The sequence below is a fragment of the Maribacter sp. PR1 genome, from assembly GCF_028464145.1.
Lineage (GTDB): Bacteria > Bacteroidota > Bacteroidia > Flavobacteriales > Flavobacteriaceae > Maribacter.
This window is the reverse complement of the sequence record NZ_JAQPCG010000003.1, coordinates 182,345-197,482: the sequence shown is the minus strand read 5'-3', so window position 1 is coordinate 197,482 and position 15,138 is coordinate 182,345. Positions and strand designations below refer to the sequence as shown.

Genomic DNA, 15,138 nt, shown 5'->3' with positions numbered 1-15,138 from the left:
TGATAGAGAACCTACTTTTTGAAGATTTTCTTTATTCCCTTGATCAATAGCAATACCAGAAAACCGACAATAAGCCCTATTGCAAACTCCACCAAAATTGTTGGGATATTGGGGAAGATGTGATGTAGAAATGGGACATTGTGTACAAAGATTCCCCCGGACACCAATAGTAATGCTATGGTCCCGATTACCGCCAAGGACTTGATCACTACGGGAAGGGCATTCACAAAAAAATGACCTATTTTATCAGAGATACTATTATCCTCTTCATTTATATTAATAAGGCGCACTCCGAATTCATCCATACGAACAATAAGGGCTACAATTCCGTAAACTCCGACGGTGGCCAAAAGTGCCACCACTGTAACCACCCCGATTTGCGTGGTAAGTGGTTCATTGATGACCGTACCCAAGGCGATGATGACTATCTCTACGGACAATATAAAATCCGTTAGTATGGCGGATTTTATTTTTTCCTTTTCCAATTCCAGTATATCTTTTTTACTAGGGGCTACCTCTTTTAGTGTGGGTGCATCATGTTTATGTGGAAAAAAGAATTCATATATTTTTTCTGCACCCTCGTAAGCTAAATAAAGCCCCCCAAGAATCAAGATAATGGTTACTGCCACCGGCAGGAAGGCGCTAAGCAAAAAGGCGATAGGTAAAATGATAAGCTTATTCAAAAGAGACCCTTTGGTAATAGCCCAAAGCACCGGTATTTCGCGCTTTGATACAAAACCGGAAGCCTTTTCCGCATTTACGGCCAAATCGTCCCCCAAAATCCCAGCAGTCTTCTTGGTCGCTATTTTACTCATAGATGCTACGTCATCCAATAAAGTAGCTACATCATCCAATACTGCAAAAAATCCTGAAGCCATATATTAATTTTTGGATAAAAATAAACGATGAAGGTCAATAAAAGGAACGCAATAGACTAAAAAATGTACGTTAGTCCATTTTTAGAAGAAAGCTACTGGATAATTGGTAGGTATACCTGTTGAATTGATTAATTCTTTTGTACCCTATAGGTAATACGCCTATTGCTAACTATGGTGTTTACCTGAATTTGCAGGCTGGCTATGGTACTAGTGGAAGAAGTACATACATAAGACAGATTATTCAAGATCACGCGGTACTGTTCTCCATTTTGCGAAGGTGTGGGATTGGAGATAGTGAGTGTTGCAGTATTGGCACCGCTGAACATGGCGTTATCGGTAATATCTGTCCAAGAACCTCCTGTAAACCTTTGCCATTGATAGAGGTCGGCATTTGTGGCCGAAACCGATAAACTACCATTACAACCAGGGCATATAGGTGCATTTACAGGTTGAGCAGTTATACTAGGCGGTGCTCCGGACTGTCTATAATCAAAAACGGCATCCGAGTCACCATCCGCTGGAATCGTGTAACCGTCCGTTCCAGAATTTACCACTCCATTACCATCCGTAGTAACGGGAATGGGACCTAAAAGTCCGTCCGCATTGTAATCCGTAAAGCCGGCTTCCAAAACATCGTTACACCCATCATTATCGGAATCCAATTCTATGCTGTCCAATATGCCATCACCATCACTATCGGTATTGGTATAATTAAGGCTTCCACCATTGGGGTCGGTCTGAACCAAATCGGGAACCCCGTCCGTACCAACGGTGCCATTGACCACTCCGTTTGTGTGTACCTGTCCATGCCCTGCTTCCACGGCGTCGTAGATACCATCATTATCGCTATCCAGATCAAATCGATTGAAAATACCATCGCCATCCGTATCGCATTCTCCACTAAACCTGATCTGACCATTCATATTGGTGGGCCCGGTCACGAACTGACCAATAGTAATCGTATTGGTTCCAGAAGGATTCCAAGGAACGGTTACCGGAGGGGTATCGAGGGTCAATGGCACTAAAGCACCACCAGAGGATTGTGCCCCAAAGAGTTTTAAATTTCCATCGGCATCCACAATAACCCGTAGCATAGGGTTGGCCAGAGTTCCCGTCATGGACCAAAGTTGCGGAACGCCTCCTTGCCCATAAGTAAAGCCCGTATCGAACCTAGCAAAGTTCCCAGGAGCCCCAGGCTGAAATTGAAACTCGGTGGCAATGTTCGTTCCGTTTACCGTTAGGTTAAAGGAATTGTCTATAGAGATAAAATCAATATACATAATACCGCGTCCAGAGGATGCGGTATTTGTAACCGAAGTCCCCCCGGAAGAGCTAAAGTTCTGTGTGGTGGTTGCTATAAAGGTACATTCTTCCCAATCCAAAATACCATCGTTGTCATTATCTAGATCTGCCACATCTTCGATGCCATCACCGTCCGTATCCACGGGTATTACAGCACTAATCAGAACATTGTCAATATTTGCATTGTCACTGGACCCCCAATTAGCATTCGATTTTGCAAAGCGTATGACCGTATTTGCGGAAATGAAGGCCGATATATCTTGTGTAAACGCACCATTGCCCGAAAGTGTTCCAATTTGAGTATAGGGGGCACCGCCCGTACTGGAAATATAAACACCGAGTTGTCTGGTTCCTCCCAAATTATTTGTTGTGTAATCAAAGCTCAGTGTTGCCGCAGTAGCTCCTGTAAGATTCGCCGTTCTCCGAATATCTTCGGTCCATAGATAATACATATAAAGTTGTTGGCTTTGTATGCGTATATATTGTGAAGTAGGCCCATTGTTACTATCTCCAGATTCAATCCAATCGGTAGACCAATTCGCAGTACCATCTTGCCTATTATAATTCGGGCTGGAGAAGTTGTCTGCAAAAGTTGTTTGACCAATTATTTCTCCAATAAATAATAGATAAAGTGCTAGTAGAAAAAATATTTTAAGATCTTTTTTTTTCAAACCAAATAAAATAGTAATACTTTGTGAAAACGCCAGATTGATTTAAAGATTGTATTGGCAATATAGATATTGAAACGGTATAAATGATTTTAGCATAAATTTGAATTACCTGATATCCCTTTCGTTATGACTTTTAAATCAGGAAGTTTCCGCTTAGAAACAAATGCTGAGTCCTTTTCTCCATTAACCTACACGTCATCGACAAAATTACCGGAGATTTTCATTGTTGCTACTTTGCTCATGGTACATCGTCTAAAAGCGTTGCAACATCTTCAAGAACTTTAAGAAATCCCGAAGCCATAGTTTATATTTTGGGTAAAATAATTTAAGTCGATTAATTATTGATCGCTTTCAAATAAAATAAGAACACTTATTAATAATGCGTTTAAAAAATATATCTGTATTTCTTATTGTAGGAACTAATTATTCAAGTTATTTAATAATTAGTGTGTGATTACACATCTGAACCTTTTTTTCGACATTTTGTCCTTAAACTTTTTAAGAATTAATAATTAAGATTATTATCTGGACAATTTCCTAAAAGTATAAAAATATGCACGCATACTTATTCCCTGGCCAGGGTTCACAATTTCCGGGAATGGGAAAAAAGTTATATGATGAATCTCCTATAGCCAAAGTCTATTTCAATAAAGCCAATAAAGTTTTAGGATTTCCGCTCACCGATATCATGTTTAATGGATCGGTAAAAGATTTGAAGCAAACCATATATGCCCAACCTGCTATCTTTTTACACTCCTACATTCTTACTCAAAATTTAGGGACTAGGTTTAAACCTGATATGGTTGCGGGTCATTCCCTAGGTGAAATTACTGCGCTGACCAATGCAGGTTCTTTGGATTTTGTCTCTGCATTACAGTTAATTTCAAGACGAGCTCTAGCGATGCAAAAAGTATGTGCCGATGAAAATACCGGTATGGCTGTCATAATTGGTCTTTACGATGTCATTGTTAAAAACATTTGTCAACAAATAGATGGGATAGTGGTTCCTGCCAATTACAATGCACCAAATCAAGTAGTTATCTCTGGAGATAAAAAAGCTTTAAAAAAAGCCTGTGAAAGACTAAAACCCGCCGCATCAAGAATATTACAATTGCCTGTAAGTGGTGCATTTCATTCTCCTTTTATGCAACCTGCAGTTGATGAATTTAAAATTGCAATCGAAGAAACTACATTTAATACTCCTATTTGTCCTATTTATCAAAATGTTACCGCTAGACCAACACTTAATATTGAAACGATTAAAAAGAACTTGATTGCTCAATTGACTCACCCAGTGTTGTGGCGTCATACCATGTTGCGAATGGCTGAGGATGGAGCTACCCAGTTTACCGAGATTGGCCCTGGAAATTTCTTAAGGGGCTTGGTAAAACAAATTCATACAAAAGCAATAGCTGATGGTATCTTTTAGATTATTTTTTCTCCTAATCTCGATGAAAGAAATATGATGATTTTCATCATGACGATATTCTTATTTTTTCTTCTAAACCTTTATTTGTCTTTTAAACGCTTCAAACAAGATTAAAATCTAGAGTCTTTGAAAATTGACTGGTCACTTACATGTTTCCAAAATATTTAACCTTTATAATAATTCCCTTACTCATTAATACAAGTAAAATTCTAAATCATATTTTATTCTAAATATAAGCGCCAACCTAACCTGTTAAACTTGAGTTAATTGACTCTTGAAAAATATTATAAGACCAAGGAATTCAATAACTTAACGAGTAACTTAAACTCTAAGAACCTATGAAAAAGATAATACCCCTATTTTTAGTGATTGTCCTCGTTTTGCTGACCACCGCTGCCGGTTTACTGCCTGAAAATGAAAGTAAACCAAGCTTAACGGCCAATTTTGTATATGGTAATCCGGAAATAGCATCAATAAACCAATTGACATTTGGGCCTGAAGGCATTTTGTTCTTGGGGGATTCCAAAAATGCAACGATTTATGCCTTGGATGTAAATGATTCCAAATCGAAATCCACTTCGGAAGACATCAGTATCGATGGATTCGATAAAAAAATTGCCTCCTCCTTGGGGACCACACCAGACAAGATAGAAATCAACGATATGGCGGTAAACCCAGTTTCCAAAACGGCCTATTTCGCCATTTCAACCATGGATGGCACCCCCGTACTTATGAAACTACAAGGGGAATCCCTAGAGAACGTATCATTGAACGAGATAAGTCATTCCAAAATAGCCCTGAAGGATGCCATAGACAAGGACGCCAAGGACCGCAGGGAACGACCACTTCGTGTTTGGGCCATTTCCGATATTAAATATCATGACGGACAAGTGTTGGTGAGCGGACTTTCCAACAAGGAATTTGGTTCCACCTTTAGAAGTATTCCTTTTCCTTTTTCGGAAAAACAAGATTACGCGTCTTTAGAGATTTATCATGCCGCCCATGGGCAATATGAAACACAATCCCCCATTAAGACTTTCGATGTCATCAATATGGATGGAAAGGACTACCTGATGGCGAGCTATACCTGTACACCCTTGGTGTTATTTCCAATGGACGAGCTAAAGAATGGGGAACATACCAAAGGAAGAACCGTAGCAGAATTGGGATCGGGAAATTCACCTTTAGATATGATTTCTTACGAAAAGGAAGGGAAAACCTATTTCTTGATGTCCAACAGCAATCGTCCCGTTATGAAAATTGACCATATGGACATTGCAAATTCCAAGGAATCCATGACGCAACCTGTAGACGAGTGGGCCGTTGCCAAAGGTGTAGACTACATTTCTTTACCCATGGTGAACATCCTTCAGATGGACAATTTAGGAGATGACAACGTCGTATATCTGCAGCGTACCTCAGAAGGTGATCTTGTGTTAAGAAGTAGGAGTACCCAGAGAATGTAGGACATAAATGCAGAAGAATGTAAACATCTTGGTTGATGCGAACCAAAACTTACTAAAGATCAGGAGATACCTGATCTTTTTTTATGTTTCATTATGCTCCTTGTCAGGCTGTAACGAAGCGACAAATACCCTAGATATTCAAATGGAAAAGAAGGGTGAAAAGGTAGTTAGTATTCGTTTCGCGTATCCTGAAAATTCAAAAGATATTGCCGTCTATCTTCAAGGAGAGAAGGAGACCGCTCTATTGGGGAGCTTTGATGGAGTGGGCGAGCAGCAAAGATTTACGCCTGTAGTACCTTTTACATCTGGTGAAGCTTATGAAATTCGCAAAGGTGACGAAGTATTGTCCAAATTTGTTATACCTCCCTCAATCTCAGAAAAAACTGCCGAAATCATAGAAATTTATCCTGTTCAAGATACCGTTCCCCAAAACTTGCTTAAAATATATATTCAGTTTTCAAGGCCCATGCAAAATGTGGGTAATGCCTTGGATTATATCACCGTGTATAATGAAACTGAAAAAAAGGAAGAACAGCTTTTTTTGTCTTTAGAAACCGAATTGTGGAACCGGGAACATGACCGATTGACCCTTTGGTTGGATCCGGGTAGAATAAAGACAGACCTAATTCCGAATCGGGAAGAGGGTCCTCCCTTATCAACAGGCAATGACTACATCTTAGTTATTAGCGATACATGGAAAACAACCGATGGGCAAACTTTAAAACAAGGATATCGAAAAACGTGGCATGTGACCGAACGGGATGAAACTAAACCTGATGTTGAAAATTGGAATATAATTCCTCCCAATCCCGATAGTAGGTCGCCCTTAACCATACAATTTGAAGAACCCGTAGACTTTGTATTGGCAAAAGAAAGTTTAACAATTCAAAATGACAATGGAGAAGCCTTATCCGGCCAATGGGAGGTTTCCAGTTTGGCAACATCCGTACGGTTTATACCTACAAAATTCTGGGATGCTGGAAACTACAATCTTTTGGTGGATGCCAAGCTTGAAGATTGGGCTGGCAACAATTTGAATCGATTGTTTGATGAAAATCTTCTGACCCAGCCAAAACAAGTTGAATACAATGATATATTCATGAAGCCTTTTGTAATTGAATAATTTTTACTTTCATTTTTTTATCAGTTTGTTCATTATCCAAGCTCTGGCCTATTCCTAAAGTTTTGAACAGCGGGTTAGGTCAATTTTGATTACTTTAGAAGTCTTTATAGTTTAGGTACACCAATAAAGTCCATGAAAGAAAGTAATTCCAAATGACCACTTCAATGAATCGCATTTCCTTAAGTTTTATCTGCTGTCTGTTACTGGCATTTTCCTGTAAGCAGCAAGACAAAAAGAAATTTCAGATTGAACGCTCCAAGGAGCTCGCTATCAAAAATAAGGTGCACAATCAATTGATGGATATTGAAAAAGAACAGGGGTGGAGGTTACTATTTGATGGTGAGACCTTGAACGGTTGGCATTTATTCAACAATCCGGATTCTACCCGCTATTCCGCATGGGAAGTGAAGGACGGAACCGTTTACTGCAATGCCACCGATGAAAGCAAAATATTCGGGGATTTGGTAACCGATACAGAATTTGAGAATTACGAACTGACCTTTGAGTGGCAAATGGGACTTCGCGGGAATGGTGGTGTCTTTATAAATGTTCAGGAATCCCCTGAATTTAGGGCCACCTATGAGACCGGACCGGAATACCAACTTCTGGAACCAAAACATATGGATACAGGTACACCCTTGAAAAGACCCGGTTGTCTTTGGGGCCTTTCTCCCCAATTGAATACGGTAGAGGCCAAACCTACCGGGCAATGGAATACCGCCAAAATCGTGCAACAGGATGGCCAAATTCAATTTTATCTCAATGGCATTCTTACGGCAGAAGCTGTTTTAACTTCTCCAGAATGGACAAAAACGGTCGCAACATCAAATTTTAAGGACCGACCTGCTTTTGGGAAGTCAACCAAGGGAAAAATAGCCCTTCAAAACTGGTATTTTGAATCGTGGTTCCGTGATATGAAGATTCGGGAGTTGGATTGACATACCAAAGCGGTCCTTTTTGCGATGAACCAATAAAATGTATGACTTCCATCGATGTTCACTTCTGGTATCAACCCTTATATGAGCATTTCTTTTTTAATAGCTAAACTTGTTGGATACATTATTGGCATAGTAAATGTTATACGGTGACCAGCCTATTTCAATCCAAGATTAACTCAAAAAATAAACTTGCAATTAAAAATATTGCCTTTATGGCTTTAAAAAATTAATAAAATGCCTAAACTCCACAATCATCGGGTTTAAAATAACGAAGGTGTACACTATAAACAGTCATTTTTAGCACCAGGGACAATTATTAGAGGTATAGTCAAAAAGCCATAAACAAAAGGATAAGCAATGGTAATAGAGCAATTAATATACATAAAAATTCAGATGAAGAGATAAAATCTCTCCCTGGGACATGCAAGTTTGTATGATAGCTATTCTGAAATATTATCGTCAATGGGGAAATTAAACATTGGATAGTCAGAGGTGGGACTCATTTCAAAACCCTGACTAACTTGAAAAAAATGGTTTTGGTCCTTCACTATTTTTGTGATGTAGTCATCATAAGTGTCAAAACCAAAATAATTGTATATTTCTGCCGAGCCAACTTTGAAGGTTTTACTTTCATAATATCCTTGCAATTGGCTAGGATCCATTTCAGGCGGAAATTCCGGAATAATAATGGATGAAATCTTCTGGCTATCAAAGCTAAAATTCCATATATAATTTACTGAATTATTACTTTCATAATCCAGTAATTGAATTTTACCCACTTCATGGTCTGTTCCCTTAACATCCAAATTGATCGTTAAATCCTTTAAAGTATAGTCTATGGATAGGTTGGGAACTTCAAAATTCATGCCTGGAAGCCCTCTTTTTTCTGCATAATAGTCCCCATTGTAGATTTTATACCAAAAACTATGGAATAGGTTGCTTGTATAAAAATAATTATCTGTTCCAGTGTAAGCGCCGGTAAATGAAACACTATGAAATAGATGAAATTGCTCATCATTCTCGGTCAAATAGCCATAAATTAAAAGATACGGAGGCCTATCTATTTTTGACGTGTATGGATTATAGATGGTAAATGACCTAGAGTCAATTCCTTCATTTAAAAATTCATTTTTGTTAAGTGAAAAATCATTATTCAAAGGCAGGTCAAGCATTAAATAGGAATATTCAGGGAAACCTGTATTAGGTTGTCCAAAGAAATATATTTTATTGTAAGGGGGAGCATTTTTATCTTGACTTTGTATGAGATTAAAGTTAGTCCTGTTAGGTTCAAAATAAAATGCATGTAAAGTACCAGAATTACCTAATCCTGCAAAAGAATGTATCCCATCCGAAGTTTGAAAACCACTTGCTGTATATGTGTTTGTAGTTCCATTTGGATATCTAAGCGGCTGTTTTAAATTAATCTCTGATATTTTGGTTTTAGTTAAGTTAGCGTATGTTAACAAATGGGTCGCATAACCACTATCCGTAAGGGCAAATGTCAACATATATTCTTCATCGGACGGAAAATTCTCTTCGGTATGCAAAACAACGACCCTGTCAGAAAAGGTAAAACGTGATGACGCAAGCAAGGAACCATCCATTTTCGAGGCGAAAACAACCGAATTTATGGTAAAACCGTGTAAATAATCTTCAGGAATGTTTATAGTAATCAAGTCATTTAAATTTACCTGATTTTCGTTGCCGTCTTCATTATCCTTAGCACAACTTGAAACAAATACAACAACAGCTAGAAATAAAGTCTTGATTAAAAAATTTTTGAAATACATAAGAGTGAGGTTAAATACTATTTATAACTGATTTGGGAATTTTAATTTTACAGGGCATAGATAAGGATTAAAATTCAGTTGCAAAGTTTTTTAAGAAGATAAACCACATTAACCAAAAAACTAATGGTTTCCTCTAGAAAAAATATTTTGAAAAGAGTTTACAACCCGTAAACAAATTTTAACATCATATTTAATAAAGGGAAATGTTAGATACACTATCCTTATATTTAAAGGAAAAATCAAATTTTTTAATCCAATCCAACTATTAAAATCGGTTTGGTTTGAATAGAGAACACCTTTTAAAATATGAAAATGAAATTTTTACCCACTATTATTGCCTTCTTAACCTTGGGTAGCCTTTTAAACGCCCAGGATCGTTTAACCGGTGAAACCTTTACCACGCGCTCGGAAATTCTGGCGCAGAACGGTATGGCGGCGACCAGTCAGCCTTTGGCTACTCAAGCTGCCCTAGAGATTCTTAAAAAAGGTGGTAGTGCCATGGATGCGGCCATAGCCGCCAATGCGGTATTAGGTCTCGTAGAACCCGCAAGTTGTGGTATTGGGGGGGATATCTTCGCCATCGTGTGGTCCGCTGAAGAACAAAAATTGTATGGTTTCAATGGTAGTGGGAGGGCGCCCAAATCGCTATCCATTGATTATTTTGTTGAAAATGGAATGAAATATGTCCCTTTTTATGGCCCGCTGCCGGTATCCGTGCCGGGTTGTGTGGATGGCTGGTTCAAATTGCATGAAAAATTCGGGAAGCTGTCTATGGATAAAATTTTACAACCTGCCATTGATTATGGCAATAATGGTTTTCCGGTATCGGAAGTGATTGCCTATGAAATGGCATCAAGTTATGAGTCGGTACAAGACCAACCGGGTTTTGCCGACACCTATATGCCAAATGGCCGTCCGCCTATAAAGGGCGAGGTGTTTGTAAATACCGATTTGGCCAATACCTATCAGCTCATTGCCAAAGAGGGTCGGGATGCCTTTTACAAAGGTTCCATTGCCAAGACCATTGATAGTTATATGAAAAAGCATGACGGATTTTTAAGCTATGAAGATTTGGCTAGCCATACTTCCAACTGGGTAGCCCCGGTGTCCATTAATTATCGGGGGTATGATGTTTGGGAACTTCCGCCCAACGGACAAGGTACAGCCGCACTGCAGATGTTGAACATTCTTGAAGGGTTTGATATCGGCGAAATGGGATTTGGTAGCACCGAATACCTACATGTGCTCACGGAAGCCAAAAAACTGGCGTACGAAGACCGGGCCAAATTCTATGCGGACCCTGAATTCAACAAAATTCCTTTGGAAACCCTATTGTCCGATGACTATGCTTCGCAACGCAGAAAGCTCATAAATCCGGACAAAGCTGCCGATACCTATCCTGCTGGGGATATGGAAATTGAGACAGGGAATACAACGTATTTGACGGTAGCCGATAAAGATGGTAATATGGTCTCCCTGATTCAAAGTATCTATTCAGAGTTTGCCTCGGGGATGGTACCGGACGGATTGGGTTTTGTACTACAAAACCGGGGACAAATGTTCAATGTTCAAGATAAAACCCATGCCAATGCACTCGAACCGGGTAAACGACCTTTTCATACCATTATTCCTGCATTTATCACTAAAGGTGGAAAACCTTGGGTAAGCTTCGGACTTATGGGCGGAGCGGTACAGCCTCAAGGGCATGCGCAGATTGTAGTGAACGTTGTTGATTTTGGCATGAATTTACAGGAAGCCGGGGATGCACCCAGAATGCGACATCGTGGCAGTTCGCAACCTACAGGATCCAAAATGACCAATGGGGGCACCTTGAATCTGGAGACTGGTTTTGCACCCGAAACCCTACGGGAACTACGAAAAAAAGGGCATCGTATCGGTTTTGGTGTGGGGATGTACGGTGGATATCAAGCAATTGGTGTCGATTTGGAAAATAAGGTGTACACCGGCGCATCGGAATCGCGTAAGGATGGTCAGGCAGCAGGATATTAAATCGGAATGATGAAAACAAGAAGTATGGCAACCAGAATCCTCCTAAGCATCGGATTACTTATGGTTTGCTCGTGTAAGGGGCAGACACAGGATGCTACCGCGGATTATGTGTATAAAAAGGGCAACCCAAACGGTATCGGAAAATGGTACAAAGGGCGTGAAATAGCCCATGTCATGGGTTTTCAAGGCATGTCTTGGTTGGAACGTTCGGAACGGGAGGAAGAGGAAAACACTTTCAAACTACTTCAAAACATGAATATTAAGCCCGGGGATACCCTTGCGGATATTGGAGCAGGCTCCGGCTATCATGTGTTTAAAATAGCACCCATTGTTGTGGATGGATTGGTATATGCCGTAGATATTCAGCCCGAAATGTTGGCTGCCATGGAGGCCAAAAAAGAGGAGGGAAATTCAAAAAATGTGATACTGGTCCAGGGAAGTGAAAAATCCGTAAACCTTCCTGAAAATTCAGTGGACAAGGTTTTGCTTGTGGATGTATACCACGAGTTCAATTATCCGCGGGAAATGATACAATCGATTAAAAAAGCAATGCGTTCGAATGCAGAATTGTATCTTATCGAATACCGTGGTGAGGACGCCTCCGTCCCCATCAAGGAACTCCATAAAATGACCGAAGCCCAAGCCGTTAAGGAGATGAAAGACGCAGGTCTTTTCTTAAAACGAAACATAAGCAACCTTCCCTGGCAGCACTGTATGGTTTTTGTAAAGGAGTAATTTGAACTATTTGGCTCAGAACATGACACGTATTTTGGTATCCATAGGGCTTGGGAAGTTCTGCAAGTATTTCAGGGGTATTGCTATTGGATTGGTTTTGAATGGTTGTGTTTCCACACAAAAGGTCCAACAAAAAATAACCCTTGCCGTACCTGAGGAGAACCTTGAGCAGGAACGGCCTAGCAGCAACCAAACAAAGTTGAGTGCCTGGAGCTATGTGTTTGATGACCATAATTACATTAACCTGCCTGAAGTTGAGAAGTCCTTGAAAGCTATCGGTACATTGGACACGCTAGTACAAGCGGATGACGCACCACCTGCTGATGCAACTCCAAAAAGCCTGGTAGCGCAAAGAATCGTGGAGAACTATATCAAAAGCGAAAATAAGGAGCCCAATGGTCACTGTCTTACCGTAAGCAAAACCCGTTTTGAAAAAGCTTACAAGGAAATCCATGGCCACTCCGTTTATCAGGACTTACCGGATTATATGGGTACAAAAAGGTATACCCCAAAACAGGTCTATAATTTACTCTATGTGTCCGCTTCCGATACGAAAAGGGGTTGGCGAAGCCTTCCGGAAGCCTATAGAGGCAAGGGAAACGCAGGGGCCGTGGCGTATGCCGGTATGGGAACCTTGGTCGATACAAAGGGGGTTTGGGCAGGGGAGTTGCAACCCGGTGCGTTGATGCAGGTATGGCGATTTAAGGAAGACTACGAAAAAGTGGTAAAGGGAGCTGATGTGAAGAAACTGGACCCCTACGGACATTCCTTCATTTTCATCGCTTACGTGCGAAATGAAAAAAATGAAATTGAAGGCCTTAAGATTGCCGATCAAGGATTCCAAAGTTACCGACCTTTGGTACCTAGGGATTACGAAGTTTGGTGGGGGGTAAACCTCAACATTTAGGTAATAAGGGAAGTGGAAGTGCAGGAATTTAACTTTTTATACGTACTTTATTCGTAATGAATACGTTACTCTACTATAAGGAACATTAGCACCTGGAAAAATCATGTTTTATCTTTCGTTATTATTTTCCCTGATTTTTACACCTCCCTCGACCGTGAACGCCAATAAAAATGGTAAGGTATCCTATACATTGGAAATGATACGACCTCCTGTAGAATTAAAGGAGGAGAACGAAAAGAAAACAGTACTTTTAGAGATGGACCCCGATAGTATCGCCATTTCCTACACAAATACCAAAGCGGCCGCCAAATCCCTACGGTTACGATTACAGGAAGACCTTAGGAACGGCACTATTTCCCTTGATCAAGTTAAAAAGGCCTTCACCGATCAGTTGGTTAATGAAATCCTTCCGCACTGGTATGGCACGCCTTGGAGTTTTGGGGGTCATACAGAAGTTCCCAATCAAGGAAAAATAGCATGTGGATATTTTATATCTACCACCTTGCGTGATATTGGTGTAAAGCTAAATCGATATACCTTGGCCCAAAAATCTCCCATAGATGAAGCAAAAATGATCAGTTGTGGGTCTGAAATTAAAAGTGTTGTACAAGAAACTCCGGAAAATGCCTTGGCCGAAATCGATCGTTTGACTCAAGAAGGTCTCTATTTTATAGGTTTTGATGAAGGCCATGTGGGCTATCTTTTAAAAAGGGACGGTGAATTACTTTTAATTCATTCCAACTATTTTTCGCCTGTTTCTGTCTGTATGGAAAAACTAAATGAATCACGGGTGTTTACAAAATTCAAAAAATTTCATCTTGTGGCCATTTCCCATAATGAAACCCTTTTGCAACGTTGGTTGGAAAATGGTACAGTTTTGTAATCATAGTACCAAAGATTCAAAATACATCCATTGCGCACTTTTCCCTACTGGTATTCAAAACGGATAAAGCCAATTGTATTTTTCCAATAGTTGGCCAGAAAAAGCCTAAAATCCAATAGATTTACATCGTAAACGTCAGCCCGAAACTTAGGTTGGAAGACCGGTCACTTTCCCTAATGGGAGAAAAGCTGCTGTAGAAGTAGTTGTAGAGTGCGGAAAGGCTAATGACCTTAGTGATAGGCAACTCCGCCTTCAACTGACATAAAATTCGGTGATTACTGATCGCCTCGTACAGGGGCTGAAAATATACCGTTCCAGTTATATCCAACTTGGTATTTTTAAATGCTTGGTTGACGGATAAATAACTGCTGTTTCTGTGATTAAAGAAGCGCTGGTCGGTTTCCGCCACTTCCTCAATTTCATACATATAGGCATTCCCAAAATAGGCGGTTGTTCTTTCGGTAGATAAAAACTTTAACCGAATACCCGCGCCGACTAGATTCCTACTTGTAATGGTCAATAAGGTATTGTTCTGGTTCTGGATAAAAGCCTCGATTCGGAATACATCGGATAGTTTCTGATTGTACCGCAAATGGAAAAACCAAGAGTTCTGAAAATCCTGGGCTTTACTTCGGATGAGTTTATAATTACCGATGAAAAAGACTATTTTCTTTAGATCCTTGGATTTTACCTGCGTGGTAAAGTTGGAAGCCACTTGAAAGATATAATCCCCATTGTTGTCGGTATAATCGAACAGGACATCACTTTTTAGGGCAAATCGGGTGGAATCCGTCTGCATGCGCTTGGATTCGATGTTGACCAGTTGGCTGGTAACCGAATTCGTTATGCAGCATAAAAAAAGAAGGGATACTAGATTTTTCAAGGGTTTCATTTCGCTTGGTTTGAGCGTCGCTGGTAAAGTTATTTAAAATAGAGGAGAAACCCCTCGACTGCGCTCGGGGAGACCTTTCGACTGCGCTCAAGGTGACAGGTTGTACCATTGGGT

General features: G+C 40.1%; 12 protein-coding genes. 8 read left to right on the top strand and 4 right to left on the bottom strand.

Annotated features, from left to right (window positions below; genetic code table 11):
* Positions 1-11 precede the first annotated feature (11 nt).
* Together PP182_RS07310 and PP182_RS07305 are read right to left on the bottom strand one after the other, a co-directional pair.
* A complete protein-coding gene (locus tag PP182_RS07310; protein WP_272650694.1) occupies positions 12-878 on the bottom strand; it encodes a DUF808 domain-containing protein in 867 nt (288 codons plus the stop codon).
* A 128-nt stretch (positions 879-1,006) separates the two neighbouring features.
* Entirely contained in the window at positions 1,007-2,851 is a 1,845-nt protein-coding gene (locus PP182_RS07305) for a hypothetical protein (protein WP_272650693.1), read from the bottom strand.
* 553 nt (positions 2,852-3,404) lie between these two features.
* On the opposite strand from PP182_RS07305, the gene fabD reads away from it, so the two are divergent.
* From fabD to PP182_RS07285, 4 genes are all read left to right on the top strand, one after another.
* A complete protein-coding gene (gene fabD / locus PP182_RS07300; RefSeq protein WP_272650692.1) occupies positions 3,405-4,280 on the top strand; it encodes an ACP S-malonyltransferase in 876 nt (291 codons plus the stop codon).
* 338 nt (positions 4,281-4,618) lie between these two features.
* Positions 4,619-5,746, top strand: a complete 1,128-nt coding sequence (locus tag PP182_RS07295; protein ID WP_272650691.1) for a hypothetical protein — start codon at positions 4,619-4,621, stop codon at positions 5,744-5,746.
* Positions 5,747-5,888: 142 nt separating this feature from the next.
* Entirely contained in the window at positions 5,889-6,869 is a 981-nt protein-coding gene (locus PP182_RS07290) for a hypothetical protein (protein ID WP_272650690.1), read from the top strand.
* Positions 6,870-7,033: 164 nt separating this feature from the next.
* Positions 7,034-7,807, top strand: a complete 774-nt coding sequence (locus tag PP182_RS07285) for a 3-keto-disaccharide hydrolase (protein WP_272650689.1) — start codon at positions 7,034-7,036, stop codon at positions 7,805-7,807.
* Between the two features lie 440 nt (positions 7,808-8,247).
* On the opposite strand, the gene PP182_RS07280 is transcribed toward PP182_RS07285, so the two are convergent.
* Positions 8,248-9,597 (bottom strand): hypothetical protein, encoded by a 1,350-nt coding sequence (locus tag PP182_RS07280; protein WP_272650688.1) that lies wholly within the window; start codon positions 9,595-9,597, stop codon positions 8,248-8,250.
* A gap of 312 nt (positions 9,598-9,909) precedes the next feature.
* On the opposite strand from PP182_RS07280, the gene ggt reads away from it, so the two are divergent.
* The 4 genes from ggt (at position 9,910) to PP182_RS07260 (ending at position 14,132) form a co-directional block, all read left to right on the top strand.
* Positions 9,910-11,607: a gamma-glutamyltransferase gene (gene ggt, locus PP182_RS07275; protein ID WP_272650687.1), complete on the top strand. Its 1,698-nt coding sequence runs from the start codon at positions 9,910-9,912 to the stop codon at positions 11,605-11,607.
* 24 nt (positions 11,608-11,631) lie between these two features.
* A complete protein-coding gene (locus PP182_RS07270) occupies positions 11,632-12,342 on the top strand; it encodes a class I SAM-dependent methyltransferase (RefSeq protein WP_272650686.1) in 711 nt (236 codons plus the stop codon).
* Positions 12,343-12,364: 22 nt separating this feature from the next.
* Positions 12,365-13,249, top strand: a complete 885-nt coding sequence (locus PP182_RS07265) for a hypothetical protein (protein ID WP_272650685.1) — start codon at positions 12,365-12,367, stop codon at positions 13,247-13,249.
* A 103-nt stretch (positions 13,250-13,352) separates the two neighbouring features.
* On the top strand, positions 13,353-14,132 hold the full coding sequence (locus PP182_RS07260; RefSeq protein WP_272650684.1) for a hypothetical protein: 780 nt from the start codon (positions 13,353-13,355) through the stop codon (positions 14,130-14,132).
* A 121-nt stretch (positions 14,133-14,253) separates the two neighbouring features.
* On the opposite strand, the gene PP182_RS07255 is transcribed toward PP182_RS07260, so the two are convergent.
* Complete coding sequence (locus tag PP182_RS07255) at positions 14,254-15,024, bottom strand: DUF481 domain-containing protein (RefSeq protein ID WP_272650683.1); 771 nt, start codon at positions 15,022-15,024, stop codon at positions 14,254-14,256.
* Between the last annotated feature and the right edge of the window lie 114 nt (positions 15,025-15,138).

Excerpts from the sequence above, each read along its gene's own strand:
- PP182_RS07285 (WP_272650689.1), top strand. The coding sequence starts at position 7,034 with ATGAATCGCATTTCCTTAAGTTTTATCTGCTGTCTGTTACTGGCATTT.
- fabD (WP_272650692.1), top strand. The coding sequence starts at position 3,405 with ATGCACGCATACTTATTCCCTGGCCAGGGTTCACAATTTCCGGGAATG.
- PP182_RS07290 (WP_272650690.1), top strand. The coding sequence starts at position 5,889 with ATGGAAAAGAAGGGTGAAAAGGTAGTTAGTATTCGTTTCGCGTATCCT.
- PP182_RS07255 (WP_272650683.1), bottom strand. The coding sequence starts at position 15,024 with ATGAAACCCTTGAAAAATCTAGTATCCCTTCTTTTTTTATGCTGCATA.
- PP182_RS07270 (WP_272650686.1), top strand. The coding sequence starts at position 11,632 with ATGGCAACCAGAATCCTCCTAAGCATCGGATTACTTATGGTTTGCTCG.
- PP182_RS07265 (WP_272650685.1), top strand. The coding sequence starts at position 12,365 with ATGACACGTATTTTGGTATCCATAGGGCTTGGGAAGTTCTGCAAGTAT.
- PP182_RS07310 (WP_272650694.1), bottom strand. The coding sequence starts at position 878 with ATGGCTTCAGGATTTTTTGCAGTATTGGATGATGTAGCTACTTTATTG.
- PP182_RS07260 (WP_272650684.1), top strand. The coding sequence starts at position 13,353 with ATGTTTTATCTTTCGTTATTATTTTCCCTGATTTTTACACCTCCCTCG.
- PP182_RS07295 (WP_272650691.1), top strand. The coding sequence starts at position 4,619 with ATGAAAAAGATAATACCCCTATTTTTAGTGATTGTCCTCGTTTTGCTG.
- PP182_RS07280 (WP_272650688.1), bottom strand. The coding sequence starts at position 9,597 with ATGTATTTCAAAAATTTTTTAATCAAGACTTTATTTCTAGCTGTTGTT.
- ggt (WP_272650687.1), top strand. The coding sequence starts at position 9,910 with ATGAAATTTTTACCCACTATTATTGCCTTCTTAACCTTGGGTAGCCTT.